Origin of the sequence: Chryseobacterium gregarium DSM 19109, assembly GCF_000430845.1 — a bacterium.
GTDB classification, from domain to species: Bacteria; Bacteroidota; Bacteroidia; order Flavobacteriales; family Weeksellaceae; genus Chryseobacterium; species Chryseobacterium gregarium.
In genome coordinates this window covers 148,725-172,574 of the sequence record NZ_AUMU01000009.1, presented here as the reverse complement: position 1 = coordinate 172,574, position 23,850 = coordinate 148,725, and the positions used below count along the sequence as shown (strand labels likewise).

Annotated in this window: 28 protein-coding genes; 26 read left to right on the top strand and 2 right to left on the bottom strand. The window is 37.6% G+C overall.

All coding sequences use genetic code 11. The annotated features are described in order from the left end of the window. Window positions 1–33 precede the first annotated feature (33 nt). From rpmJ to H561_RS0111760, 7 genes are all read left to right on the top strand, one after another. Entirely contained in the window at window positions 34–150 is a 117-nt protein-coding gene (rpmJ, locus tag H561_RS23640) for a 50S ribosomal protein L36 (RefSeq protein WP_007839480.1), read from the top strand. A gap of 9 nt (window positions 151–159) precedes the next feature. Beyond that, window positions 160–537, top strand: coding sequence for a 30S ribosomal protein S13 (rpsM, locus tag H561_RS0111785; protein WP_007839478.1), 378 nt, complete (start codon window positions 160–162; stop codon window positions 535–537). A 12-nt stretch (window positions 538–549) separates the two neighbouring features. Continuing rightward, window positions 550–939, top strand: coding sequence for a 30S ribosomal protein S11 (rpsK, locus tag H561_RS0111780; protein ID WP_027387198.1), 390 nt, complete (start codon window positions 550–552; stop codon window positions 937–939). 19 nt (window positions 940–958) lie between these two features. Next, the gene (rpsD, locus tag H561_RS0111775; RefSeq protein WP_027387197.1) at window positions 959–1,567 is read left to right on the top strand and encodes a 30S ribosomal protein S4; all 609 of its coding nucleotides are present in this window, start codon (window positions 959–961) and stop codon (window positions 1,565–1,567) included. Between the two features lie 33 nt (window positions 1,568–1,600). Beyond that, window positions 1,601–2,596 (top strand): DNA-directed RNA polymerase subunit alpha, encoded by a 996-nt coding sequence (locus H561_RS0111770; RefSeq protein WP_027387196.1) that lies wholly within the window; start codon window positions 1,601–1,603, stop codon window positions 2,594–2,596. A gap of 6 nt (window positions 2,597–2,602) precedes the next feature. Beyond that, window positions 2,603–3,118 carry a 50S ribosomal protein L17 gene (gene rplQ / locus H561_RS0111765; protein WP_027387195.1) on the top strand — a complete coding sequence of 172 codons (516 nt, stop codon included), beginning with the start codon at window positions 2,603–2,605 and terminating at the stop codon, window positions 3,116–3,118. Between the two features lie 120 nt (window positions 3,119–3,238). Beyond that, entirely contained in the window at window positions 3,239–4,063 is an 825-nt protein-coding gene (locus H561_RS0111760) for an N-acetylmuramoyl-L-alanine amidase (protein WP_027387194.1), read from the top strand. Window positions 4,064–4,130: 67 nt separating this feature from the next. On the opposite strand, the gene H561_RS0111755 is transcribed toward H561_RS0111760, so the two are convergent. Continuing rightward, entirely contained in the window at window positions 4,131–4,550 is a 420-nt protein-coding gene (locus H561_RS0111755; protein ID WP_027387193.1) for a hypothetical protein, read from the bottom strand. Window positions 4,551–4,718: 168 nt separating this feature from the next. Between H561_RS0111755 and H561_RS0111745 the strand changes: the two genes are divergently transcribed. From H561_RS0111745 to H561_RS0111710, 7 genes are all read left to right on the top strand, one after another. Beyond that, on the top strand, window positions 4,719–5,351 hold the full coding sequence (locus H561_RS0111745) for a response regulator (RefSeq protein WP_027387192.1): 633 nt from the start codon (window positions 4,719–4,721) through the stop codon (window positions 5,349–5,351). A 5-nt stretch (window positions 5,352–5,356) separates the two neighbouring features. Beyond that, entirely contained in the window at window positions 5,357–6,058 is a 702-nt protein-coding gene (locus H561_RS0111740; protein WP_027387191.1) for a hypothetical protein, read from the top strand. Beyond that, window positions 6,058–6,705: a hypothetical protein gene (locus H561_RS0111735; RefSeq protein WP_027387190.1), complete on the top strand. Its 648-nt coding sequence runs from the start codon at window positions 6,058–6,060 to the stop codon at window positions 6,703–6,705. Before H561_RS0111740 ends, H561_RS0111735 begins: the two co-directional genes overlap by 1 nt. A gap of 88 nt (window positions 6,706–6,793) precedes the next feature. Continuing rightward, the gene (locus H561_RS0111730; RefSeq protein WP_228372262.1) at window positions 6,794–7,486 is read left to right on the top strand and encodes a sensor histidine kinase; all 693 of its coding nucleotides are present in this window, start codon (window positions 6,794–6,796) and stop codon (window positions 7,484–7,486) included. A 227-nt stretch (window positions 7,487–7,713) separates the two neighbouring features. Then, entirely contained in the window at window positions 7,714–8,235 is a 522-nt protein-coding gene (locus tag H561_RS0111725; protein WP_155845787.1) for a hypothetical protein, read from the top strand. A 385-nt stretch (window positions 8,236–8,620) separates the two neighbouring features. Continuing rightward, on the top strand, window positions 8,621–9,913 hold the full coding sequence (eno, locus tag H561_RS0111715; protein ID WP_027387187.1) for a phosphopyruvate hydratase: 1,293 nt from the start codon (window positions 8,621–8,623) through the stop codon (window positions 9,911–9,913). Between the two features lie 89 nt (window positions 9,914–10,002). Next, window positions 10,003–11,292 (top strand): citrate synthase, encoded by a 1,290-nt coding sequence (locus tag H561_RS0111710; protein ID WP_027387186.1) that lies wholly within the window; start codon window positions 10,003–10,005, stop codon window positions 11,290–11,292. Window positions 11,293–11,472: 180 nt separating this feature from the next. On the opposite strand, the gene H561_RS23965 is transcribed toward H561_RS0111710, so the two are convergent. Then, window positions 11,473–11,634 carry a hypothetical protein gene (locus tag H561_RS23965; RefSeq protein WP_155845786.1) on the bottom strand — a complete coding sequence of 54 codons (162 nt, stop codon included), beginning with the start codon at window positions 11,632–11,634 and terminating at the stop codon, window positions 11,473–11,475. Between the two features lie 296 nt (window positions 11,635–11,930). Here H561_RS23965 and H561_RS0111700 point away from each other — a divergent pair, with 296 nt between their 5' ends. The 12 genes from H561_RS0111700 to H561_RS22405 all read left to right on the top strand — a co-directional run bounded on the left by H561_RS0111700 (window position 11,931) and on the right by H561_RS22405 (window position 23,804). After that, window positions 11,931–12,845, top strand: coding sequence for a dimethylarginine dimethylaminohydrolase family protein (locus H561_RS0111700; RefSeq protein ID WP_027387185.1), 915 nt, complete (start codon window positions 11,931–11,933; stop codon window positions 12,843–12,845). 13 nt (window positions 12,846–12,858) lie between these two features. Beyond that, on the top strand, window positions 12,859–13,530 hold the full coding sequence (locus tag H561_RS0111695) for a CPBP family intramembrane glutamic endopeptidase (RefSeq protein ID WP_027387184.1): 672 nt from the start codon (window positions 12,859–12,861) through the stop codon (window positions 13,528–13,530). Window positions 13,531–13,542: 12 nt separating this feature from the next. Continuing rightward, complete coding sequence (gene ctlX, locus H561_RS0111690) at window positions 13,543–14,466, top strand: citrulline utilization hydrolase CtlX (RefSeq protein WP_027387183.1); 924 nt, start codon at window positions 13,543–13,545, stop codon at window positions 14,464–14,466. 21 nt (window positions 14,467–14,487) lie between these two features. After that, window positions 14,488–14,847 carry an S-adenosylmethionine decarboxylase family protein gene (locus H561_RS0111685; RefSeq protein ID WP_027387182.1) on the top strand — a complete coding sequence of 120 codons (360 nt, stop codon included), beginning with the start codon at window positions 14,488–14,490 and terminating at the stop codon, window positions 14,845–14,847. After that, on the top strand, window positions 14,848–16,110 hold the full coding sequence (locus H561_RS0111680; protein ID WP_027387181.1) for a DUF4178 domain-containing protein: 1,263 nt from the start codon (window positions 14,848–14,850) through the stop codon (window positions 16,108–16,110). Continuing rightward, the gene (locus H561_RS0111675) at window positions 16,110–16,310 is read left to right on the top strand and encodes a hypothetical protein (RefSeq protein WP_027387180.1); all 201 of its coding nucleotides are present in this window, start codon (window positions 16,110–16,112) and stop codon (window positions 16,308–16,310) included. Before H561_RS0111680 ends, H561_RS0111675 begins: the two co-directional genes overlap by 1 nt. A gap of 12 nt (window positions 16,311–16,322) precedes the next feature. Continuing rightward, window positions 16,323–16,538: a DUF350 domain-containing protein gene (locus H561_RS0111670; RefSeq protein WP_027387179.1), complete on the top strand. Its 216-nt coding sequence runs from the start codon at window positions 16,323–16,325 to the stop codon at window positions 16,536–16,538. Next, window positions 16,531–18,045, top strand: a complete 1,515-nt coding sequence (locus tag H561_RS0111665; RefSeq protein WP_027387178.1) for a polyamine aminopropyltransferase — start codon at window positions 16,531–16,533, stop codon at window positions 18,043–18,045. The genes H561_RS0111670 and H561_RS0111665 overlap by 8 nt, the downstream gene beginning before the upstream one ends. 79 nt (window positions 18,046–18,124) lie before the next feature. Then, window positions 18,125–19,609, top strand: a complete 1,485-nt coding sequence (locus H561_RS0111660) for a flavin monoamine oxidase family protein (protein ID WP_228372261.1) — start codon at window positions 18,125–18,127, stop codon at window positions 19,607–19,609. Then, window positions 19,606–20,631 carry a hypothetical protein gene (locus H561_RS0111655; protein WP_027387176.1) on the top strand — a complete coding sequence of 342 codons (1,026 nt, stop codon included), beginning with the start codon at window positions 19,606–19,608 and terminating at the stop codon, window positions 20,629–20,631. Before H561_RS0111660 ends, H561_RS0111655 begins: the two co-directional genes overlap by 4 nt. Before the next feature lie 29 nt (window positions 20,632–20,660). Continuing rightward, complete coding sequence (locus H561_RS0111650) at window positions 20,661–22,418, top strand: discoidin domain-containing protein (protein WP_027387175.1); 1,758 nt, start codon at window positions 20,661–20,663, stop codon at window positions 22,416–22,418. Window positions 22,419–22,589: 171 nt separating this feature from the next. Beyond that, a complete protein-coding gene (locus H561_RS22405) occupies window positions 22,590–23,804 on the top strand; it encodes a serine hydrolase domain-containing protein (RefSeq protein WP_051349364.1) in 1,215 nt (404 codons plus the stop codon). Window positions 23,805–23,850: the final 46 nt, after the last annotated feature.

The following is a 23,850-nucleotide window of genomic DNA, read 5'->3' as shown; positions in this document are numbered from 1 at the left end:
TTTGGCTATTGTTAAAAAATAAATACTATCAAAATGAAAGTAAGAGCATCAATTAAAAAAAGAAGTGCTGATTGCAAGATCGTACGCAGAAAAGGTGTACTGTTCGTAATCAACAAGAAAAACCCAAAATTTAAACAAAGACAAGGCTAACATTAAATTATGGCGAGAATTTCAGGTATTGATTTACCAAAAAACAAAAGAGGTGTTATCGGTTTAACTTACATCTACGGAGTCGGAAGAAGTACATCTTCAGAAATCCTTAAAGCTGCCGGTATCAGCGAAGACAAGAAAGTCAACGAATGGAATGACGATGAATTGGCTGCCATCAGAACCTATATCTCAGAAAACGTAAAAGTGGAAGGAGAATTGAGATCTGAAGTGCAATTGAACATTAAGCGATTAATGGACATAGGATGCCAACGAGGAATACGTCACAGACTAGGACTACCTTTAAGAGGCCAGAGAACGAAAAACAACTCGAGAACCCGTAAAGGAAAGAGAAAAACTGTTGCTAACAAGAAAAAAGCTAGTAAATAATCGTTAGGAATTATGGCAAAACAAACTAAAGTAGTTAAAAAAAGAAAAGTAAAAGTTGAAGCTATTGGAGAAGCGCATATTCAGGCTTCTTTCAATAACATCATCATTTCTTTAACAAATAAAAGCGGAGAAGTTATCTCTTGGGCGTCTGCCGGTAAAATGGGTTTCAGAGGTTCTAAAAAGAATACTCCATTTGCTGCTCAGATGGCAGCTGAAAATTGCTCTAATGTTGCTCATGAAGCTGGATTAAGAAGAGTAAAGGTGTATGTGAAAGGTCCTGGTGCAGGTAGAGAATCTGCCATCAGAACAATTCACAATTCAGGAATTGAAGTTAGCGAAATCATTGATGTGACTCCTATGCCGCATAATGGATGTAGACCACCAAAAAGAAGAAGAGTTTAATTTTTAGAATTTACCCATTATGGCAAGATATATTGGACCTAAAACAAAGATTGCTAGAAAGTTTGGTGCTGCAATCTACGGAGATGACAAAAACTTCGAGAAAAGAAAAAACCAACCGCCGGGACAACATGGCGTTAATAAAAGAAGAGGAGCAAAGAAATCTGAATATGCTGTTCAGTTGATGGAGAAGCAGAAAGCTAAATATACTTACGGTATTTTAGAAAGACAGTTTGCTAACCTATTCGAAAAAGCACACAGAAGCAAAGGGGTAACTGGTGAAGTGTTATTACAACTTTGCGAGTCCAGACTGGATAACGTAGTATACAGATTAGGGTTTGGTAAAACCAGATCTGCTGCTAGACAATTGGTTTCTCACAGACATATTACTGTAAATGGGGAGCTGGTAAATATTCCGTCTTATTTGCTTAAAGCGGGTGATGTAATCGCCGTAAGAGAAAAGTCTAAGTCTCTTGAAGTGGTTACTGATGCATTGGCTTCCAAAGCAAATTATGAGTGGTTACAATTCAACGATGAGAAGAAAGAAGGTACCTTCGTTTCTGCTCCTGAGAGAATCCAGATTCCGGAGGACATCAAGGAACAGCTTATTGTCGAACTTTACTCTAAATAATTTTTTAATCAAATTTTTGCTCAACCCAATAATATGGCAATTTTACAATTCATAAAACCCGATAAAGTAATTTTACTTAACTCTGATCAATTTAGAGGTCAATTTGAATTCAGACCACTTGAACAAGGTTTCGGGCTTACAATCGGTAATGCTTTGAGAAGAGTATTGCTTTCTTCTCTGGAAGGTTATGCTATTTCATCTATCAAAATAGAAGGTGTAGAGCACGAATTTTCAACTATTTCAGGAGTAATCGAAGATGTTACCGAAATTATTCTTAACCTTAAGCAGGTAAGATTAAAATCTACGGCAGAAAACCAGACTAACGAACAGGTGATCGCTAAGGTTTCGGGGCAGACGGTTATTACTGCTGGTGATTTAGGAAAGTCAATCAACGGTTTCCAGGTGCTGAACCCGGAACTTGTGATCTGCAACCTGAACAGTGATGTAACTTTCGAAATTACTTTCAATATAGAAAAAGGAAGAGGATATGTTCCTTCTGAATTAAATAAGTCAAACAATGCTCCAATCGGTACTATTGCCATTGACTCTATTTTTACGCCAATCAAGAAAGTACAATACAGCATTGAAAATTATCGTGTAGAGCAAAAAACAGACTACGAAAAACTTGTATTAGATATTGAAACTGATGGTTCCATCAGTCCTCAAAACGCTTTAACAGAAGCTTCCAAGATATTGATTTATCATTTCATGTTATTCTCTGATGAGAGAATCACCCTTGAGACGGAAGCGGTAAAAGCATCTATTCAATACGATGAAGAAACACTTCACACAAGACAACTCCTGAAGTCTAAATTAGCAGACATGGATCTTTCCGTAAGAGCCCTGAACTGTCTGAAAGCGGCTGAAGTGGAAACCCTTGGAGAATTGGTTTCTTACAGTAAGTCTGATTTGATGAAATTCAGAAATTTTGGTAAAAAATCTTTGACAGAACTAGAAGAATTAGTGCATTCAAAAGGTCTTAACTTCGGTTTCGACGTTGCAAAATATAAGTTAGACGCTGATAAATAATTAATAATGAGACACGGTAAAAAATTCAATCACTTAGGAAGAACAGCTTCTCATAGAAGTGCTTTACTTTCTAATATGGCTTGTTCTCTAATTGAGCATAAAAGAATCAACACTACTGTAGCTAAAGCGAAAGCTTTAAGAGTATATGTTGAACCTCTATTAACAAAGGCAAAAGAAGATACTACACACAATAGAAGAATTGTTTTTTCATATCTTCAAAGTAAAGAGGCGGTTACTGAACTTTTCAGATCAGTAGCTCCTAAAATCGCAGAAAGAAACGGCGGATATACAAGAATCATCAAGACTGGTTTCAGACAAGGTGATGCTGCTGATATGGCTCTTATCGAGCTTGTTGATTTCAATGAACTTTACAATCCTAATGCTGAAGAGAAAAAGACGACCAGAAGAAGCAGAAGAGCTACAACGGCTAAAAAAGAAGCTGTAGTTGCTGAAGCTCCTGCAGCAGAAGAAAAAACTGCTGAACCAACTGCTGATTCTGCAGAGGAAAAAACTGAAGAATAATATTCATTCAGATATAAAATAAAAAACCGTTCAAATTTCTGAACGGTTTTTTTGTACCCTAAAAGGTGATTGATTTGTATCTTTAAAATGCATAAAATTGTTTTACTAAAAGTTACCGTCATGAAAATTGTAAACCAGAAATTATCCAAAACACTTCCTGCCGAATCAATCGGTTTTACATCAACGCTAAACAAAGGAGGTGAAATGACCCCGGATACAGTGATCATCCATTTTACGGCAGGCCGGAGCGCCGAGAGTTCTGTGGCATTGTTCAGAGATCCTGAAGCGAAAGCCTCTGCTCATATTGTTATTGACAGAGAAGGGAAGATTACCCAACTGGTTGAATTCAACAGGAAAGCCTGGCATGCCGGCGTAAGCAGATGGGCAGAACGGTCGGGGTTCAATAATTTTTCAATAGGGATTGAGCTTGATAATCCCGGAAGGCTTACTAAAGTAAATGACCTGTTTTATTCATGGTTCGGGAAAGAATATCCCAAAGAGGTAGTGGTGGAAGCCAGACATAAACACGAAAAAAGTATTTCGTTCTGGCATAACTTTACGGAAAAACAGATTGACTCCTGTTTCAGAGTCTGCAAACTGTTGATGGAAACTTATGATATTAAAGATATTCTGGGCCATGACGATATTGCACCGTTCCGGAAAAATGATCCGGGCCCTGCTTTCCCGATCGAAAGTTTCAGGGCAAAACTGTTCGGAAGGCAGGATGATACGGCAGATATCTATAAAATAACGGAAAACAATACCAATCTGAGAACAGGTGCGGGAACTGCGTTCGGGATCATTACCACGCTGCCGGTAAACACGGAGGTTGAATTTGTCAAAAGTAAATCCGGATGGTTCTATGTTTATGTTCTTAAACCACCTGTTAAAGGTGGGGAGCCTCTGTATGGCTGGGTCAGCGGGGCTCTGCTTAAAAAATTGTAATAAATGATAAATATAGTCGCAATGTAAAAAGCCTTCAGACGAGATTGTTCTGAAGGCTTTTCCCTGTTTAAATTTTTGTTTTTACAAGTTCTACAATATTATTTCCCTGATCTAAAATCAGGCTGTCTCCTTTTACAGTCGCTTTCATATCCATTTTTTCGTAAGTGGTTTCATTGCCTTTGGATTCTACCTTATTCAGGATAAATGTTTTGTTGTTGCTCCTGACGCTCATGGTTTTTTCTTCATAATTAAAAACCACTTTGGCAAGGCTTCCGTCAGTAGCTTTATATACATAATCCGTTTTTATGTATTTCTTTCCGTTGACATCAGTTTCATAATGAATGGTGGAATCTGTTTTGCCGTTATCAGCCAGGACTGTTCCCGCATTATCCGACTTCAATACAGCTTTATTCCCTTCTTCATTTTTCTTACAGCTTACGGTTGATAAAATGAGTATGGAACCCATTATGACAAGTGTCTTTTTCATGATTTTTATTTTTATAAATTGTTTACTGGGAAATATATTATTTTTTACTAAATTTAGTAAAAACAAAAACCAAAACAATAACCTGAACTCAAAACTTAACAAATTACACAAAAGGGTAATTGATTCTGCTTTGTTTTTTCCTGACATTTGTCTTAAACAGAACTGAACATGAGCATTTCCATAGCCATCGTAGAAGACGAAAAGAACTACAACAATGCGTTGAAAAAAGTCATCAACTATCAGGATGACATGAACGTTGTTGCCCAGTTTTTTAATGGTAAGGATGCACTGGCAGATCTTTCTGGCCTTTCTCCGGATGTTGTCATGATGGATATCCAGCTGCAGGACATGCTCGGAATTGAAATCATTGAAAAACTGAAAGTGAAGATGTTAAACACACACTTCATTATGTGTACCAGTTTTGAAGATGATGATAAAGTGTTCAATTCCTTAAAGGCCGGAGCCATAGGATACCTTGTAAAAGGTGAAAGTATGGATAAGATCCTTTCCTCAATCCGTGATGTCTGCAACGGCGGCGCCCCGATGAGCTTCTCGATCGCCCGGAAAGTTCTCAGCCATTTTGAAAGAAAGCTTCCCCAAATACAAGGGTTCGACGAACTCACTGGCCGCGAAAAAGAAATATTGGAACTTCTATCCCAAGGCTTGCTCTACAAAGAAATCGCCGATAAAAAATGCATCAGCATTGACACGGTAAAAAAACACGTCGGAAACATCTACAGAAAACTCCACGTCAACAACAAAGTGGAGGCTATTAATAAATTTAATTATTTTAAAAACTAAGAAACATGGAAAATTTTGAACAAGAAATAAGCTGTGCAGAAATGAAGCTTAAACTCATTAAAGATATTTTGGAAGGAGAATGTAATGATCTCATAAATAACAAAAAAAGAAAGTCTAAAGATTTTTTTGACCAAGAAATTACTAGGAAAGAAAAAGAGGATGAAGTAAATAGTATGAGCAATTTTGCTTCTTTAGTGATGCCTTCATCATTTTTCATTGAACAGATGCAACCAATTATTACAGCTAATGTTCTTACAAGTGAATGTATTCATATATATTTTATCAAAAATACAAGTGAAATAAGTCTTTTATTTAGGTTTAACATAGATGAACAAAATGATCATGAGGATATAAATTTTCGCGAAAATGAAAAATTATGGAAGCTTAGTAACGGAAAGTTGTCGGAAATTTCTGCAAATGACGCAAAAAGCTATATTGAAAACTTCAGAGAGTTGTACAACAATCAGGGTTTTGATACTGAAGCAACTATGTATACTCAATATATTACTTTTCATTATGAAAATATTTTGGGAAATTTTCTGAGATTTGAATCTAAAAGCCAGTTAATATGTGCTGCAAAATCAGATCCTTTTAATGAAGGAAAATATAGACTTAATCTTATTCTTCAAATTGACAGAGCAAATTGTAAAAATCCTCAAACACAAGAGAAAATCGCCTTTTTTAATGTTGGAAATATGCAACCGTAATGTATACTAGCTCACAGTTGGCCTATTTGCTGGTTTTATTTCTTGTTGTATCCTTTTCTTTTTTTTTGTATTTAAAAAAAGGAGGGAGACAACAGGATTTTTTATGTTTTTATTTAGGAGCAAGTTTTATACTCGAATTCCTGATGCTAATATTTCAAATATATTTTGGAAGCAGTGCAAAGTTTGGATTTTTGTATAATATTTATATCTTGTTTTGTCCATTATTTTTTCTTTTTTATTTTAATCGAAATCAAAATAGTTTTGTAATAAAGCTAAATACGGCTGTTTTTATAATCTTTATAATTATTTTTTTGAGTTTTATTTTTAAAAATTATCAAGAAGTTAATCAAACTATAGGGATTTCATTTTCATTAATATACATAATTTATAGCCTTATTTGGTTTTATGGAAAGCTAAAACATCCGAGTGAAAAAATTATAATGGATGATCCTAAATTTTGGGTTTCTTGTGGACTGTTATTTTGGGGAGTTTTTTTTATTTTAAGAATTATTCCAAGATATTTATTTAATGAAGTTGATAACAAAACTTTAATTGTTTCTCAATCATTCTTTTTTGTCATCAACATTCTTTTTTATGTTTCATTTTTTATTTCATTATTAAAATATAAAAAAAATTATGATGAGTAATGAAAATCTGAATGAGATAAAATTAACTTACATTATCATCACAATAGTAATGTTATTTTTTGTAGTATTCATAATCTTTGTTGTCCTTATGTACAACCGAAAACAACTCCTCTACATCAAAGAAAATCAACTCAAAGAATCCGAACACCAGAACCAGCTCCTCCAGAAGGAATTAGAAAAACAAAAATCAATAGAAAAGGAACGTGAAAGAATTTCCCATGACATGCACGATGATCTTGGAGCGGGAATTTCGGCACTAAAACTTCAGGCAGAATTTTTAAAACAACGCGCCGAAGATGATGATTTAAAAAGCGATATCAATGAACTGCTGAAAACTTCAGAAGAAATGAATCTTTCGATGAGGGAAATGCTCTGGAGCCTGAATTCAGGAAATGATACCTTAGGAAGCTTTATAGATTATTCTAAAATATATACCCGGAATTTTCTTAAGAAAACAAATATTCAGCTGAGTATGGAGGATGAAAATATAATTTTTGAAACGGTCATCACTACAGAACAAAGGCGGAATTTATTCTTATGTTTAAAGGAAGCCCTTAATAATGCTTACAAACACAGCCAGTCAAATCAACTAGAACTCTCGTTTATGCAGAAAGATAAAGAATTCATGATGAAAGTTTCGGATAACGGAATTGGGATCCATCATAACAAACCCGAAGGAAACGGGCTTCGGAACATGAAAGCGAGAATGAAAGAACAGAAAGGGCATTGCGAAGTGACAACCGAAAACGGGACCCATCTTTTTTTCCGAATCGATTTATAACTAATTTTTCAACTTAAATACAGCATCATCATTTTTAATGGTGCTGTTTTTTGTTGTGAGAATTACCCGTTTGGGTAATTGACATGAATCTGTTTTAAAGGGAACTTTGAAGTATATAAATTTAAAAATTACAGCTATGAAAACTAAAATTATTTTTACAATGTTGGTTTTATTTAAATCATTTTTTTGTTTAGCCCAAGATGAGAATGACGTAATAAATGTTGGAAATGAAAGTTATATTTTTACAAAACCTGTTCTTATCTATAAATGTGCAAATTTGGATTGTAAGAAGATTACAGATACTCATTACAATGAGAGAAGGTGTAAGATTTGATCTTATATCTAAAACAGAAGATGGCTCTATTATTAAGTTTTGGATTTTTAGAGAAACTGAAGAAAAAATAAAATATAATTATGCACAAAATGAAACAGCAAAACACTCTAATGAAAGTATTGCATTTTTTATGGTGAAAAGCAAAGATTTTGATGCTAAGACACAAAGAAGATATAGTACTGGATTTTTTCCTAATAATAATAGAAATTTATGGTTTACAGGAACTTCTATAACTGCAGGTGTTACAATTATACCCATCAAAATTCGCCCAAGTATTACTTTGAATGGTCAAAAAATGGGATTTGAGTTTTCAAAGGATGTTCAGTTAGGTATTAGTGCAGGAATAAGACAAAGAATTTCTAATTATAGACCCTTTTTTATTAATTTTTTATATAATATTGGAATTAGTCGTTAGATTCATATACAACCAATAATTATTTACAGGAACCTATAGACGTTATTGCTCTTACTCATGCCACAGGAATTGTCTTTGATTTTAGTAAAATCCAATTTGGTTTCTTTATGGGATGGGATAAAATTTCACAAAGAAATCAAAATGACTGGATTTATCAGGGTAGATCTTGGTATTCAATAGGTTTAGGATATTCAATTTTCTCAATTAGTACAAAATCAAATACTTCAGTTACTGGAAATAATTAAATATCATTTCTTGAATAATAATAATCATCACAATCTCAATATTAACTAAAATTTAACTCACAATCATACCATAAAATACCCTGTAAATAGCACAGCATTTTAAAAATTCATTAAATTTGTCTAAACTATAAAAAAGAACAATGAGTTACATTTCTTACATAGAAGCGAGACAGATTTTGGATTCAAGAGGAAATCCTACAGTTGAAGTAGATGTATTCACCGAGAGTGGTGCCATGGGGCGCGCTGCCGTTCCTTCCGGAGCATCTACCGGTGAGCATGAAGCCGTTGAATTGCGTGACGGCGGTTCAGAATGGATGGGAAAAGGGGTTTCCAAGGCTGTAGAAAATGTAAGAGAAGTAATTTCACCTGAATTGGTGGGTCTTCCTGTTTTTGATCAGAACCTTATCGATCAGATTATGATTGATTTAGACGGGACAAGCAACAAAGGAAGCCTAGGTGCTAATGCAATTCTTGGTGTTTCGTTAGCTGCTGCAAAAGCTGCTGCTGCTGAATTGAAAATGCCTTTATACAAATATGTCGGAGGGGTGAATGCCAACACACTTCCTGTTCCGATGATGAACGTAATCAACGGGGGTTCTCATTCAGATGCACCGATTGCGTTTCAGGAATTTATGGTAATGCCGGTAAAGGCAGATTCTTTTTCTCATGCTTTGAGAAAAGGGACTGAGATTTTCCATAACCTGAAAGCGATTCTTCATTCAAGAGGGCTTTCTACGGCAGTAGGTGACGAAGGTGGTTTTGCCCCGACATTCTCCGGAACTGAGGATGCTTTGGACACTTTGCTTCAGGCAATTGAAAAAGCAGGATACAAGCCGGGTGATGATGTCATGATCGCATTAGACTGTGCCGCTTCAGAATTCTATAAAGACGGAGTGTACGATTACAGAAAATTCCAGACTCCGGATGCGGCTCAGTTTACAAGCAGCGAACAAGTTTCTTATTTGGCTGAACTGGCCAATAAATATCCGATCATCTCTATCGAAGACGGGATGCAGGAAAATGACTGGGAAGGCTGGAAAATGCTGACCGATAAAATCGGAGACAGAGTACAGCTGGTTGGGGATGATTTATTCGTAACCAATGTTGAGAGGTTAAAAAGAGGGGTTGACGAAGGCATTGCCAATTCAATTCTTGTGAAAGTAAACCAGATCGGTTCCCTTTCTGAAACCATGGCAGCGGTACAGATGGCTCAGCATAACAAATTCACTTCGGTGATGTCTCACAGATCAGGGGAGACTGAAGACTCTACCATTGCAGATTTAGCCGTAGCCATGAACTGTGGTCAGATCAAGACCGGTTCTGCTTCAAGATCAGACAGGATGGCAAAATACAACCAGCTGTTAAGAATTGAAGAAGCTTTAGGCGAAACGGCGGTTTTCCCGGGCTTGGATGCTTTTAAAATCAAAAGATAATTAATCGAATTTATAAATAACGGCAAGCGAAATTTTTTGTTTGCCGTATTTTGTAAGAAGTAGTATATTTAAAAAAAATAAATTAAATAATGTCAGACAACAAAGTAATATTGAATTACGATGGTAATTCATATGAATATCCTATCGTAGATAGTACTATCGGAGACAGAGGAATCGATATTTCAAAATTAAGAGACCAGACAGGGTTAATCACTTTAGACTTAGGATACAAAAACACCGGAGCTACGCTCAGCGAAATCACTTATTTAGATGGTGACAAGGGAGAATTGTTCTACAGAGGATATCCGATTGAGCAGATCGCGGATAAATCCAATTTCACAGAAGTAATGTATCTTTTATTACACGGTGACTTACCTACTTCAGACCAATTCAATACCTTCGAAGGCAATATCAAAAAATATAACTTCGTAGCAGAAGAGATGAAAAAAATCATCGATGCCTTTCCTCGTTCTGCTCATCCAATGGGCGTTTTATCTTCTTTAACATCTGCTTTAACGGCATTTAATCCAAAAGCGGTTAACGTTAATTCTAAAGAGGAAATGGACCTTGCAGCAGAACTGCTGATTGCTAAATTTGCACACCTTGCTGCCTGGACCTATAGAAAAACATTAGGGTTACCGTTAAATCACGGAGATAACAACCTGAACTATGTGGAAAACTTCTACAAAATGGCTTTCAGACAACCGAATGCCGATTTCGAAATCAATCCTGTGGTCGTTGGAGCTTTAGATAAATTATTAATCCTTCATGCAGATCACGAGCAAAACTGTTCTACTTCTACGGTAAGAATGGTTGGTTCTGCCCACACAGGTCTTTTCGCTTCAGTTTCTGCAGGTATTTCTGCACTTTGGGGTCCGCTTCACGGAGGGGCCAACCAGGCCGTTATCGAAATGCTTGAATTGATTGAAAAAGATGGTGGAGATGTTAACAAGTGGGTTGAAAAAGCAAAAGATAAAAATGACAGTTTCCGTTTGATGGGCTTCGGACACAGAGTGTACAAAAACTTCGACCCGAGAGCGAAAATTATCAAAAAAGCAGCTGACGATTTGTTAAGTGCATTAGGAATTGAAGATAAGGCACTTGATATTGCCATGCAGTTGGAAAAAGTAGCCCTTGAAGATGAGTACTTCATTGAAAGAAAACTATATCCGAATGTAGATTTCTATTCAGGAATTATCTACAGAGCGTTAGGAATCCCTACAGAAATGTTCACCGTAATGTTTGCATTGGGAAGACTTCCGGGATGGATTGCCCAGTGGAAAGAAATGAGATTGAAAGGAGACCCTATCGGAAGACCGAGACAGGTTTACCAGGGAGCTCAGAAAAGAGACTATATTGATATGGTAAACAGGTCATAAACCGTATTACTATTATATACTTGAAAATCCCAAAGCTTGCTTTGGGATTTTTTATTGTAATAATTTTTATCCTGAGGTTATTCAGAGAACTGATGCATAGCCTTAGAGTGTTGTGTATTATATTTTGCTTAATACCACTTTCATTACATTACATGAAGGTGATCATTGGTCTTCTTTAATTTATGGGCACTGGCATCGGTCACAGGTCCAGATGTAGCATTGGCCTGAATCATCCCATTCACAGCATCTTCGTCCGGCATTATGAACGCCGCCGATAATCGTTTTCTGGTTTTCTCTGCTTAGTTTGTGTGCATTTTTCAGCACGGAATTTTTCTTGTTCATGATTTTGATGTTTGATTGTTAGTAATTTAATATTAATTTTTGCTTTAATATTTCACTAATATATGAAATCTAAAGCTACTTCATCATATTTTTGATATAAATATTACTCCTTGGATAGATTATCTGTTAATAGAATTTTAACAGCAATAAAAATTTAGTATTTATCGGATATACATTATTAAGGAACTGCAGGATACGGTATTCTCAGAATGCAGACGAATTACATTCCTAAAAGCAGGCTAAAAGTTTCCCAGATACAGTCCTTTACTTATATTTGCAATATTGCATAACTCTTTATGAAACTAAATATAAAAAACGAAACAGGAAGGCTTAAATCAGTAGTTTTAGGGCAGCCTAATTCCATAGGAGGGATTCCTACCCTTGAGGAAAGTTACGATGCCAAATCCTACCATTCCATCGAAAATAAAATCTATCCCAAAGAATCAGAGATTATTAATGAAATGAATGCTTTCGAGGCAGTTTTAAAAAAATATGATGTAGAGGTACTCCGCCCGAGCATTATTGAAAACTACAATCAGGTGTTTGCAAGAGATGTGGCTTTTGTGATTGACGATAAAATGATTATCTCTAATGTCATAGCAGACAGGGCCGATGAGCAGGATGCTTACAAAACTATTTTTGAAAAAGTAAAATGGAGGGATATTATCAACCTTCCGGAAACGGCACATATTGAAGGAGGAGATGTGATTGTCTGGGATAATTTTCTATTCATCGGGACCTGCTTCAGTGAAGATTACAGGAACTATAAAACGGCAAGGACCAATGAATATGCCATCGAAATACTCAAAGAATATTTCCCTAAAAAAAGGATCATCGATCTTGAACTGAAGAAGAATGACAGAATTCCGTACGAAGGGATTCTGCATCTGGACTGTACTTTCAATCCTGTAGGAGAAGATAAATGCATTATTTATAAGAACGGATTTGTGGACGAAAGCGATTATCATCTGATCATCGATATTTTCGGGGGAGAAAACTGTTTCCATGTGACAGATGAGGAAATGTTTGAAATGTTCCCGAATATCTTTTCCATTTCTCCTGAAATTGTAGTTTCGGATCAGGCTTTTATGAGGATGAATAATCATCTGAGGAATGAATGGGGTATGACGGTAGAGGAAATCCCTTACCGGGAGATTTCGAAAATGGGAGGATTGTTACGGTGCTCTACCATGCCTTTGGTAAGAGATTAATTAAACAGGAGGAATGACAGATTTAAAAGCTTTACTTGACAATAAATGGGCTGCATTGCTGCTTTTGGCAATAATATTTTCATTGATTTATAATCCTTTTACGCATTTTCCGTATACATTTTGTGTAATTATTGCAGGTATTCTTTTATTTACTTATCTGCAGGATGGAAACCTGAAAAATCTTAATTTTAAGAAAATAGGATTTTCGGAACTTAAAATCATATTGGTTTGTTACCTTGTGCTGGAACTTTCTATGGATTTTGTTTTTCAGCCACTGGTCAGTAAAATTTTTAATGAGCCTGCAGATTATTCTTCATTTAAAGTCATTGAAGGAAATCCCCGGAAATATTTTAAATGGCTTTTTAATATGTGGATCAGTGCTGCGATCGGTGAAGAGCTTTTATTCCGCGGTTTTGCTTTTTCACAGCTTAAAAGATGGTTCGGGAAAAATCAGATGGTGATTGTCCTGTTAAGTGCCGTGATGTTTTCGCTGCCGCATTTATACCAAGGGATTTCAGGACTGGTTATGACGTTTTTATTCGGGCTGGCTTTCGGATTCATATATTTGAAATTCAAAAACATCTGGATCAATATTATTGTCCATGGCTTGGTTGATACTGTTTTCCTGACACTGAGCTACTACAGACTGACAGATTTCTATTCAGGATTCAATATTATTTTATAAAAAATTAAACACATGCAGACTACAGATACCGTTTTAATGATAGAGCCGATCGCATTCGGTTTTAATGCAGAAACAGCAAAAAACAATTATTTTCAGATAGAACAGAAAGGTTTTGATACCCAGATCAAAGCTTTGACAGAGTTCAGGATGTTTGTCGAGAAATTAAGGAGCAAGGGCATTAACGTGATTACGGTTAAAGATACCTTAGATCCCCATACGCCGGATTCTATTTTCCCGAACAACTGGGTGAGTTTCCATAATGACGGCAAAGTGGTATTGTATCCGATGTTCGCATCCAACAGAAGGGTGGAAAGGAGGGATGATATCATCGAAAGCATCAAAGATCAGGGATTCGAAGTGACGGAAATTGACGACTGGTCTTTTCCTGAAACACAGGGCCATTTCCTGGAAGGAACGGGAAGCATGATTTTTGATCACGATAACAGATTGGCGTATGGTTCGGTTTCTTTACGGTTGGATGAAAATCTGTTCAGGGAGTTTTGTGAAAAATACGGGTTTACCCCTGTTGTTTTCCATTCGTTTCAGACGGTTGGGGAAGAAAGGCTGCCGATTTACCATACCAATGTCATGATGTGTGTGGCCGATAGGTTTGTAGTGATTTGCCTTGACTGTATTGATAATGAACTGGAAAGAAACAAGGTTGCTGAAACGATCAAAAATTCAGGAAAGGAAATTATTGAAATCTCGGAAGAACAGATGCAGCAGTTCGCCGGAAATATGCTCCAGGTACACAATAAGGACGGTGAAAAATTCCTGGTTATGAGCGAAACCGCTTACCGGTCTCTGAATACGGAACAGATCTCTGCGATAGAAAAATACTGCGAAATCATTTATTCAGACCTTAATACCATTGAAGTCAACGGAGGAGGCAGCGCCCGCTGTATGCTGGCCGAAGTTTTCTTACCGAAAAAATAATTATTCTAAAAAACTAATCCATTGGAATCACCAACCAGTAAAGGTTTACATATTCTTCTGACTTTGGAAACGGAGTCGGAAGATCTGCTGTCGGACAGCGAAGGCTTTCTGGCCTTTACCCGGAACAGCCTCGCTGCAAAAGAGGTGGAAATTGTAGGCATCACCAATCATATTTTCGAAAACCGGAGCTTTACTTCGGCCGTTTGCCTTAAAGAATCCCACCTCTGCATCCACACCTGGCCGGAATTCAAACAACTCACTTTTGATGTTTTCCTGTGTAATTATATGCAGGACAATACCGATAAAGTTGAAAAAATTGCCGATGAGGTGATAGAGTATTTTAAAGCTAAAACCATTCAGAAACACAAAATTTATAGATAAATGCATTACGTTTGCCCCATCTGTAAAACTGAAAATAAACATGAACTTACGTTTCCCGTACGGGAATATGTCTGCACGGCGTGTTCAAGTCTTATCAATGCTCAGAAAAACCTTTCCGAGAAAGCCAGGATAAAAAAGCCGGTTGAACATGTTGTCCTGAAAGTCGGACAAAAGGGAATGATTTATCACACCGAATATACCGTTACAGGAATTATTATCAGGAAGTATGGATCCAATATTTTCTGGAGGGAATATTATTTAAAAGATAAAAGCGGGAAAGATGCTTTTTTGAGCGAAAGTGACGGTCATTGGGTTTTTCTGGAGCCGGTCATTGGAACCGGAGTGAAAAAAATATTCGATATGAAAGCGGCAGAACTGAACGGCAGGAATTACCGCTGGTATGAAACGACAGAATGTACCATTTATGCAGCGGCAGGGTTTTTCGAGGATAAATTAAATTTCGGACTTACCACCTACCGGGAATATGTCAACGCTGACCAAATGATTTCTCAGGAACAGTCCGGCAGTTCAAATGAATTCTTCTTTGGCAGGCATATTTCAAAATATACGGTAAAAAGAGCTTTTCATATTCCTGTCCTCCCCAATCAGTCAGGAATCGGGATTGTGCAGCCTTTCTACTTTAATTTCAAACAGACCCTCAATAGTATGGGGGTGGCAGCTTTGATCATTTGTCTGATCCAGCTGTACGTAATGGCTTCAAGATCTAACGCACTGGTTTTTGAACAGGAAATCAGCTTTACAGAAGTAAAAGATAAGGAACTGGTGAGCAAAAGCTTTGATTTGTCCGGTGGCTCTGCTCCTTTAAAAGTAGAGATTTCTTCCAATGTCAGTAATTCCTGGGCCAGTGTAGGCTTAAGCTTGGTGAATGAAAAAACCAGTGAAATAGTTTATGCTTCGAAAGATGTGGAAGAATATCACGGCTATGAAGGCGGGGAAAACTGGAGCGAGGGAAGTACAGACGAGGCATTCAATTTCTGTGGGGTGGCTCCCGGAAAATACCATTTTTTGATTTCTGCAGAAAAGCAGGAAGCTCCGGTAGTCTCTAGCTCGGCAAATAGTTCAATCGCTTCTGAAAATAAATCTGTCAAAATAAAAGCAGAATGGCTCCCCGTTTCCTTCTGGAATTTCGGAATCATCATGGTGCTTTTAACAGCGTTTGTAGCTGTATGCTATTTCGGAAGAAAAATATTTGAACAATCAAAATGGAATAACAGTTCCAATTCACCTTATCCACAGACTTGATGATGACCAATCTACTGAATTATATAAAAGAAAACTGGCTGCTGTGCCTTATCGGAGTTTTTTTCATCAGCTGGTTTACCTATCTTACTTTTGAAGGAAACCAGTTCTGCGACTGCGAAAAAACAGAAAAATATCAGGACGGGACTACCCGAAGGCATCATTCTTCGGGAGTCGGATATTACAGATACTATCACAAATAAAAAATATAAATTATGGATCAGATCAATTTTCTGCCGGTAATCAACTCAGTGATTTATTCTTTTCTAGGAATCGCTATTTTGCTGGTTTGTTATGTTATCATCGAAAAATTAACACCGGAAAAAACATGGCATGAGATTGCACAGAATAAAAATGTGGCATTGGCGATCATTTTCGGGGCATTCATTATCGGGATTTCAATTATTATAAGCGGAGCCATTCATGGATAAGAAGAGGATTCCTCTTGAGTTGCTGTTAATGTTTTCGGTGTTTGTCATTGCTACGTGTGGACTGATTTACGAATTGGTGGCCGGTGCTCTGGCAAGCTATCTTTTAGGAGATTCGGTAAAACAGTTTTCTTTCATCATCGGGGTATATCTGTTTTCAATGGGTGTGGGTTCTTATTTTGCCAAATTCATCAAAGGAAATCTTATCGATAAATTTGTGGAAATAGAAATCATGGTCGGCATTATCGGAGGAATCAGTTCGGTTGTTCTATTCATTCTGTTCAATACACTAGCACATTTCGAGGCGGTTTTATACCTTTTTGTATTTTTCACGGGTTGTCTGGTCGGAGTGGAAATTCCGCTGCTGATGAACATCCTGAAAGACCGGGTTCAGTTCAAGGATCTGGTCTCCAATGTCTTCGCTTTCGATTATATCGGAGCTTTACTGGCATCTATTCTGTTTCCGTTGGTACTGATTCCTAATTTAGGAATTGTAAAGACCCCTTTGTTTTTTGGACTGATTAATATTTCGATAGCTATTTTCTTATGTTTTTATCTTAAAAAAGAATTGTCAAAACCGGTTTCTTTAAAAGTAAAAGCCATCGGAGCCTTTATCTTTTTACTCGCCCTCTTTATTTTTTCAGATAAAATTTTATCTTATTCCGAAGAAAAATTATACGGTGAAAATGTAGTCTATACAAAAAGTTCCCCTTATCAGAGAATCGTGCTGACCAGAAATAACCGCGAGTTCCGTTTGTATTTAAACAACAACTTGCAGTTTTCCTCTATAGACGAATACCGGTATCATGAAGCGCTGGTGCACCCGGCAATGTCAATGGCGAAAGATATCAGCAATGTGCTGATCCTTGGCGGAGGCGATGGCTTTGCTGTGCGTGAAGTATTAAAATATAAAGAGGTTAAACACATTACTTTGGTGGATCTTGACGGTGAAATGACAAATTTTTTCAAAAATAACCAGACCATGCGGGAACTGAATCAAAACTCTCTATCAAGTCCTAAATTAAACATCATCAATAAAGATGCTTACATCTGGGTTAAGGAAAATACCCGGAAATTCGGGGTCATTATCATCGATTTTCCGGATCCGTCTAACTACAGTTTAGGAAAGCTCTATTCTCTGCAGTTTTATAAAGAGCTGGAACGGCTGACCACTACCGATACAAAAATTGTGGTACAGACCACTTCCCCTTATTTTGCGCCCAAATCTTTCTGGTGTATCGAAAAAACCATTCATCAGATTTTCCCCTTTACTTCAGCATATCATACTTATGTTCCGTCATTCGGGGAATGGGGGTTTTCGATGGCTTCCTTTGAGCCTGTCAATCATAAGGTTTACCGGAAAATTCCCGGTCTGAAATTCTACGATTACAATTTTTCACAGCTGTCTTATTTCACCAAAGACATGAAAACCAAAGATATCGAGGTCAACCGGCTGGATAATCAAATTTTAGTACGTTATTTCGATGAAGAGTGGGGGAAAGTACAGTAGAAAAGAGTTTCTGAAAACAATCTTTTTAGGGAGCTTAATGATTCCGTTTTTGCAATACTGCAGTAAAAAAGGGAAAAGTTTGCTGCTTAAGATCACCGGGACCAATCATGTTCTCGGGCACAAACTTTGGGCTAAAGATTTCCCTGAACCTACAGAAGAAATCCATATCAAATACCTGATTGTCGGCGGGGGAATTTCAGGGCTTTCTGCATGCCGTCACCTTCATCAAAACCAGGAACATGATTATCTGCTGCTGGAAATGGAAAATCAGATAGGCGGAAATTCATCAAACGGACAAAACCAATTCTCAAAATTCCCTTTAGGGGCGCATTATCTCCCTTTGCCCAACAAGGAAAATACAGAAATTATTGAATTCCTTAAAGAGTGCGGAATTTATCAGGGGGATGATGAAAACGGCGAACCGGTTTTAGATGAATATCAGATGACTTTTCCTCAACAGGAACGGTTGTTTTTTAAAAATTCATGGCAGAACGATATCGTTCCCCAAAAAGGAGTTTCTGACGAAGTTCAGAAAGAGCTGAACCGGTTTTTTAATATGATGGATCATTTCCGCAGTAAAAAAGATTCATCAGGAAAGTATTTTTTCGCTATTCCGGTAGAAGATTCAAGTAAAGAAGATGAGGTTTTACACCTGGAAAAAATTATTTTTAAAGACTGGCTTCATCAGCAAAATTTTAAATCAGAAGAATTACTCTGGCTGATGGATTATTCCTGCCGTGATGATTACGGCTTGGGCATCGGGTATGTTTCAGCCTGGGCGGGCATCCATTATTTTGCCGGAAGAAAAAACAACTGGAGCAGAAAATATAAAGATCAGGTGTTTACCTGGCCGGAAGGAAATGCGAGGCTAACCAAGCATTTTTTAAAATATGCGGAAGGGAAAAATTTAACGCAGCACCTGGTTTTTGATGTAAAATCAAAGGAAAACCATGTTGAAGTTTTAAGCTTTGATAATGTTCAGAAAAAGACTAAAAAGATCATTGCTGAAAAAGTTCTTTTTGCCGTTCCGCAGTTTGTTAATGAGAGGATTTTCAGTGATCGGAAGGTGAAAGATTTTAATTATGTCCCGTGGCTTTTAACAACCCTTACGCTCAAAAATGAATTTGGAGGCGATGAGGAACTGGCCTGGGATAATGTAATTTACCGTTCTGAAGGTTTGGGTTATATTTACGATCAGCATCAAAATGTCAATCAGATTATGGGTGAAAAGGTAATTACTTATTACAGGAGTTTTTCAACCGATGACTGTAAAAAAGCGAGAAGGCAATTATATGCTATGAAGGAAAGCGAGCTTCGGCATCTTGTTTTGGACGATCTGAAAAAAGCCCATCCTTTGATTGAAGATTTTATTGTTGAAATGCAGTTTCACAAAATTGGTCACGCCATGATCGCTCCAGTTCCGGGACAGATTTTCGGAAAGCCTGAAGCAAAGCAATCAATCGGCCGGAAAATATTCTTCGCCCATACCGATTTATCAGGGATTTCTATATTTGAAGAGGCCTTTTATCAGGGATTGAGAACCGCAGGAAAGATGATGTTATGAAACAACCGTGGATCCATAATGCAAAAACAGACAGCTGGTTTATTTTATCACCGCCCTTTGTAATCTTGCTGATGATTTTCCTTTTTCAGAAAGATATTCAGGGCCTGGAAAATAAGTATTCCTTTTACACTTGGCTGTTTCTTATTGTTTTTGTGGATGTGGCCCATGTATATTCAACTTTGTTTAAAACCTATTTCGTTAAAGAAGAACTTCAGAAAAGGAAACTGCTGTATTATGGAATTCCCGCTTTAAGCTGGTTTTTGGGTTTAATTTTATATCAGCTCGGAAGCCTCATGTTCTGGTCGGTTCTGGCTTTGATTGCCGTATTCCATTTTATCAGGCAGCAATATGGTTTTATGCGGATTTATGCTCGTTTTGAACCGGATAGCTGGAGCAAAAGAATAGATGAGGCTGCCATTTATTCAGCAACGGTTTTCCCGATGCTGTATTGGTTTAAAACGCCGAGAGCTTTTACATGGTTTGTCGAAAATGAATTTGACTGGTTTAAGAATCTACCGGATTATACAGGGTTTATTTCTGTTTTATATCTCACTATTGTATCAGTCTGGATAGTCAAAACCTCAGTTGATGTTTTTAAAACCAAGCAGGTCAATATTCCTAAGATCGCTTTGATTACGGGAACTTACCTTTCCTGGTATTTCGGGATTGTTTATTTTAACAGTGATTTGGTGTTTACTTTTTTAAACGTCATTTCACACGGGATTCCGTATGTCGCTTTGATTTATATCAGGGAAATCAAACAGAAAGACGCTCAAAAATTAAACAGGCTTTCAGTTTTCAGATCTACTTCCGGGATATTTTTATTTATTGCTGCTCTTCTGGGTTTTGCATTTTTTGAAGAATTTTTATGGGAAATTTTAGTCTGGAATGAACATTTTTCACTGAATCTGAATGTATCTGTCGATTGGTTTCAGTTCTTGGTTCCTTTATTGGTCGTTCCGCAGCTCACCCATTACTTACTGGATGGTTTTATTTGGAGGAAACCCAAAAAAGTTGATTAATTTTGCTCTATAAGTTAAAATAGATGAACATGCAGAGATACCTTCTTTCATTCATGATTTTGTTGGGAATATTCAGCTTAAATGCTCAGCAAAAGACCTTCTGTAACCCAATCAATATCGATTACGGCTATACGCCGTTTGAGGTTTTCTCAAAACAGGGCAAGCACCGGGCTACCGCCGATCCCGTGATCGTCAATTTCAAAAATAAGCTGTTCCTGTTCTCTACCAATCAGGAAGGGTACTGGTACAGTGATGATATGCTTGACTGGAAATTTGTCAAGAGAAAATTCCTCAGAGATAAAAAATACATTCATGATCTGAATGCTCCGGCAGTCTGGGCAATGAAAGATACTCTATATGTTTTCGGATCAACCTGGGAACAGGATTTCCCGATCTGGAAAAGCACAAACCCTACAAAAGGCGACTGGAAAATTGCGGTTGATACCTTAAAAGTAGGTGCCTGGGATCCTGCCTTTCACTATGATGAAGATAAAAATAAGCTGTATCTCTACTGGGGTTCGAGCAACGAATGGCCGCTGTTGGGAACCGAAGTCAAAACAAAAACATTGCAGTCTGAAGGTTTTGTAAAGCCGATTTTAAGGTTAAAACCGGAAGACCATGGCTGGGAAAGATTCGGTGAATATAATGACAATGTTTTCCTGCAGCCTTTTGTGGAAGGGGCATGGATGACCAAGCATAACGGGAAATATTATATGCAGTACGGTGCGCCGGCTACAGAATTCAGCGGATATTCAGACGGGGTTTATGTGAGCAATAATGCTCTGGAGGGATTTGAATACCAGCAGCACAATCCGTTTTCTTACAAGCCCGGCGGCTTTGCCAGGGGAGCCGGGCACGGAGCAACATTTGAGGATAATTATAAAAACTGGTGGCACGTTTCAACGATTTTTATCTCTACCAAAAATAATTTTGAAAGAAGGCTGGGGATCTGGCCGGCCGGATTTGATAAAGACGATGTGATGTACTGTAATACTGCTTACGGTGATTATCCGACCTATCTTCCGCAGTTTGCGCAGGGAAAGGATTTTTCAAAAGGACTTTTTGCCGGCTGGATGCTGTTGAATTATAATAAACCGGTTCAGGTTTCTTCAACGTTGGGCGGATATAATCCCAACTATGCCGTGGACGAAGATATTAAAACTTACTGGAGTGCGAAAACCGGGAATTCAGGGGAATGGTTCCAGACAGATCTGGGAAAAGTTTCTGCCATTAATGCGATTCAGATCAATTATGCGGATCAGGATGTCGAGTTTATGGGAAAAACGCTGGGTAAAATGCACCGGTATAAAATTTACGGCTCAAATGACGGTAAGAAATGGAAGGTTATTGTTGATAAAAGCAAAAACACAAAAGACGTTCCTCATGACTATGTTGAATTGGAAAAACCTGCTAAAGCAAGGTTCCTGAAAATGGAAAATCTAAAGATGCCGACCGGGAAATTTGCATTGAGCGGTTTCAGGGTTTTCGGGAAAGGTGCCGGAGCAGTTCCTGCAAAGGTTCAGAATTTCGTGCCGTTGAGAGCCGATCCTAAAAAATACGGCGAAAGAAGAAGCATCTGGATGAAATGGCAGCAGAATTCCGATGCCGACGGATATGTAATCTATTGGGGGAAATCTCCGGATAAATTATACGGAAGCATCATGGTGTACGGAAAGAATGAATATTTCTTTACCGGAGCCGACAGGACAGATGCTTATTATTTCCAGATCGAAGCTTTCAATGCGAATGGCGTTTCAGAACGGACGGAAGTTTTTAAATCTGAATAACAGTAGATGACAAATAAACCCTCAGAAGCTCCGAGGGTTTTCTTTTATAATGGATTTTAAGGAAGAAAGCATGAGGGTAAAAATAAATATCTGATTCATCACTTCAGTTCATAGAACGATGTCTAAAAATTACCGAAATTAGCAACAGAAAATATATCTAAATAATATACTATGAAAAAACTCAAGTTTTTGTCTCTGTCGTTGTTTCTTCCGTTTATTTTTTCGGGTTGCAGTGATGATGAAACCGAAAAAAATTACCAGGTTGAGATGGATGCTGTCGTAAAAAATGTTCATGCCAGCCTTCAGAACAGCCTGGGTACCGATGTTCCTTCCCTGAGCGTTTATATCGTTTCGCCAAAAGGCACCTATTTCAGTACGGTAAAAGGGGCAAATGGCACTGCGGTGACTCCGGATACCTATTTCCGGTTGGCAAGCAATACAAAAAACTTCACTTCCACAGCCATTTTAAAAATGATGCAGGATGGCTGGCTGAAGCTTGACGATAAAATTACAACCAATATTCCGGGAACGACTGTTCCTTACACACCGGACGCTGCAAGCTGGAATTTTCCTCACAAAAATGAAATCACCATTCGCCAGATTTTACAGCATCATGCAGGAATCTATGATCTGACCAATGATAAAGACCAGTATAGTGTAGGAGGGGAGACCTATGCAGAAAACATGCTGGCAACAAACCCGGATTTCCAGTTTTCGGCCTCAGATTATGCAAGAGTTCTGACAGAACATAACCTTACGTACGGTTCTCCAAATACCGTTTATCATTATTCCAATACAGGTTATACGATTTTAAGTGAGATTATTGCACGGGTATATTCCCAGAAAACCAATTCCACTAAAACCTACCGCGACTTTATGTACGATAAAATTGTCGGTCCGGGTACGCAGAAACCCCTTGGTGTCAGATTCCCTGAACTGGCTTCCGACAAACAGCTGCCTTCGCCTTACGTAAAGGGGCTTATCAAATATGATGATCATGAAGAAATTACAGATCTTATCAATGCCAGTGCACATATCGGAGAAGGCAACGGACAGGGAACCATGCTGATGTTGTCACAATACATCAGAAGTATCATGAAAGGTGAAAACGTATTGTATGCTTCAAGTGCGGAATTGATGAGAACAAACACAGGATCTAAAACCACTAATGGATATGGCCTGGGCTGTTCCTATTTCCAGGGAATCGGTTACGGTCACAACGGGGCAACAGAAGGGTATCTGTCAATGATGGCATACGATCCTAAATCTGATGTTTCCGTCATTGTTTTACTGCCTTTCTGGGACTTAAGGGGAAATAACCTGAATAAATGTATTTCGACTCTAAGTTCTGCTGCCATTGAAGCTAAACGGACCTTGGGATATTAATTAAAGTAGACTGCCATATAAAATAAAACGCTTTGAGAAAATCAGA

Coding starts and splice junctions, on each gene's coding strand:
- H561_RS0111700 (WP_027387185.1), top strand. CDS start 11,931: ATGAAACTAAATATAAAAAACGAAACAGGAAGGCTTAAATCAGTAGTT.
- H561_RS0111770 (WP_027387196.1), top strand. CDS start 1,601: ATGGCAATTTTACAATTCATAAAACCCGATAAAGTAATTTTACTTAAC.
- rplQ (WP_027387195.1), top strand. CDS start 2,603: ATGAGACACGGTAAAAAATTCAATCACTTAGGAAGAACAGCTTCTCAT.
- H561_RS0111740 (WP_027387191.1), top strand. CDS start 5,357: ATGGAAAATTTTGAACAAGAAATAAGCTGTGCAGAAATGAAGCTTAAA.
- rpsM (WP_007839478.1), top strand. CDS start 160: ATGGCGAGAATTTCAGGTATTGATTTACCAAAAAACAAAAGAGGTGTT.
- rpsK (WP_027387198.1), top strand. CDS start 550: ATGGCAAAACAAACTAAAGTAGTTAAAAAAAGAAAAGTAAAAGTTGAA.
- H561_RS0111695 (WP_027387184.1), top strand. CDS start 12,859: ATGACAGATTTAAAAGCTTTACTTGACAATAAATGGGCTGCATTGCTG.
- H561_RS0111670 (WP_027387179.1), top strand. CDS start 16,323: ATGGATCAGATCAATTTTCTGCCGGTAATCAACTCAGTGATTTATTCT.
- H561_RS0111735 (WP_027387190.1), top strand. CDS start 6,058: ATGTATACTAGCTCACAGTTGGCCTATTTGCTGGTTTTATTTCTTGTT.
- H561_RS0111650 (WP_027387175.1), top strand. CDS start 20,661: ATGCAGAGATACCTTCTTTCATTCATGATTTTGTTGGGAATATTCAGC.
- H561_RS0111675 (WP_027387180.1), top strand. CDS start 16,110: ATGATGACCAATCTACTGAATTATATAAAAGAAAACTGGCTGCTGTGC.
- H561_RS22405 (WP_051349364.1), top strand. CDS start 22,590: ATGAAAAAACTCAAGTTTTTGTCTCTGTCGTTGTTTCTTCCGTTTATT.
- H561_RS0111730 (WP_228372262.1), top strand. CDS start 6,794: ATGTACAACCGAAAACAACTCCTCTACATCAAAGAAAATCAACTCAAA.
- rpsD (WP_027387197.1), top strand. CDS start 959: ATGGCAAGATATATTGGACCTAAAACAAAGATTGCTAGAAAGTTTGGT.
- eno (WP_027387187.1), top strand. CDS start 8,621: ATGAGTTACATTTCTTACATAGAAGCGAGACAGATTTTGGATTCAAGA.
- H561_RS0111710 (WP_027387186.1), top strand. CDS start 10,003: ATGTCAGACAACAAAGTAATATTGAATTACGATGGTAATTCATATGAA.
- H561_RS0111755 (WP_027387193.1), bottom strand. CDS start 4,550: ATGAAAAAGACACTTGTCATAATGGGTTCCATACTCATTTTATCAACC.
- H561_RS23965 (WP_155845786.1), bottom strand. CDS start 11,634: ATGAACAAGAAAAATTCCGTGCTGAAAAATGCACACAAACTAAGCAGA.
- H561_RS0111655 (WP_027387176.1), top strand. CDS start 19,606: ATGAAACAACCGTGGATCCATAATGCAAAAACAGACAGCTGGTTTATT.
- H561_RS0111760 (WP_027387194.1), top strand. CDS start 3,239: ATGAAAATTGTAAACCAGAAATTATCCAAAACACTTCCTGCCGAATCA.
- H561_RS0111680 (WP_027387181.1), top strand. CDS start 14,848: ATGCATTACGTTTGCCCCATCTGTAAAACTGAAAATAAACATGAACTT.
- H561_RS0111725 (WP_155845787.1), top strand. CDS start 7,714: ATGAAAGTTATATTTTTACAAAACCTGTTCTTATCTATAAATGTGCAA.
- H561_RS0111745 (WP_027387192.1), top strand. CDS start 4,719: ATGAGCATTTCCATAGCCATCGTAGAAGACGAAAAGAACTACAACAAT.
- rpmJ (WP_007839480.1), top strand. CDS start 34: ATGAAAGTAAGAGCATCAATTAAAAAAAGAAGTGCTGATTGCAAGATC.
- H561_RS0111665 (WP_027387178.1), top strand. CDS start 16,531: ATGGATAAGAAGAGGATTCCTCTTGAGTTGCTGTTAATGTTTTCGGTG.
- ctlX (WP_027387183.1), top strand. CDS start 13,543: ATGCAGACTACAGATACCGTTTTAATGATAGAGCCGATCGCATTCGGT.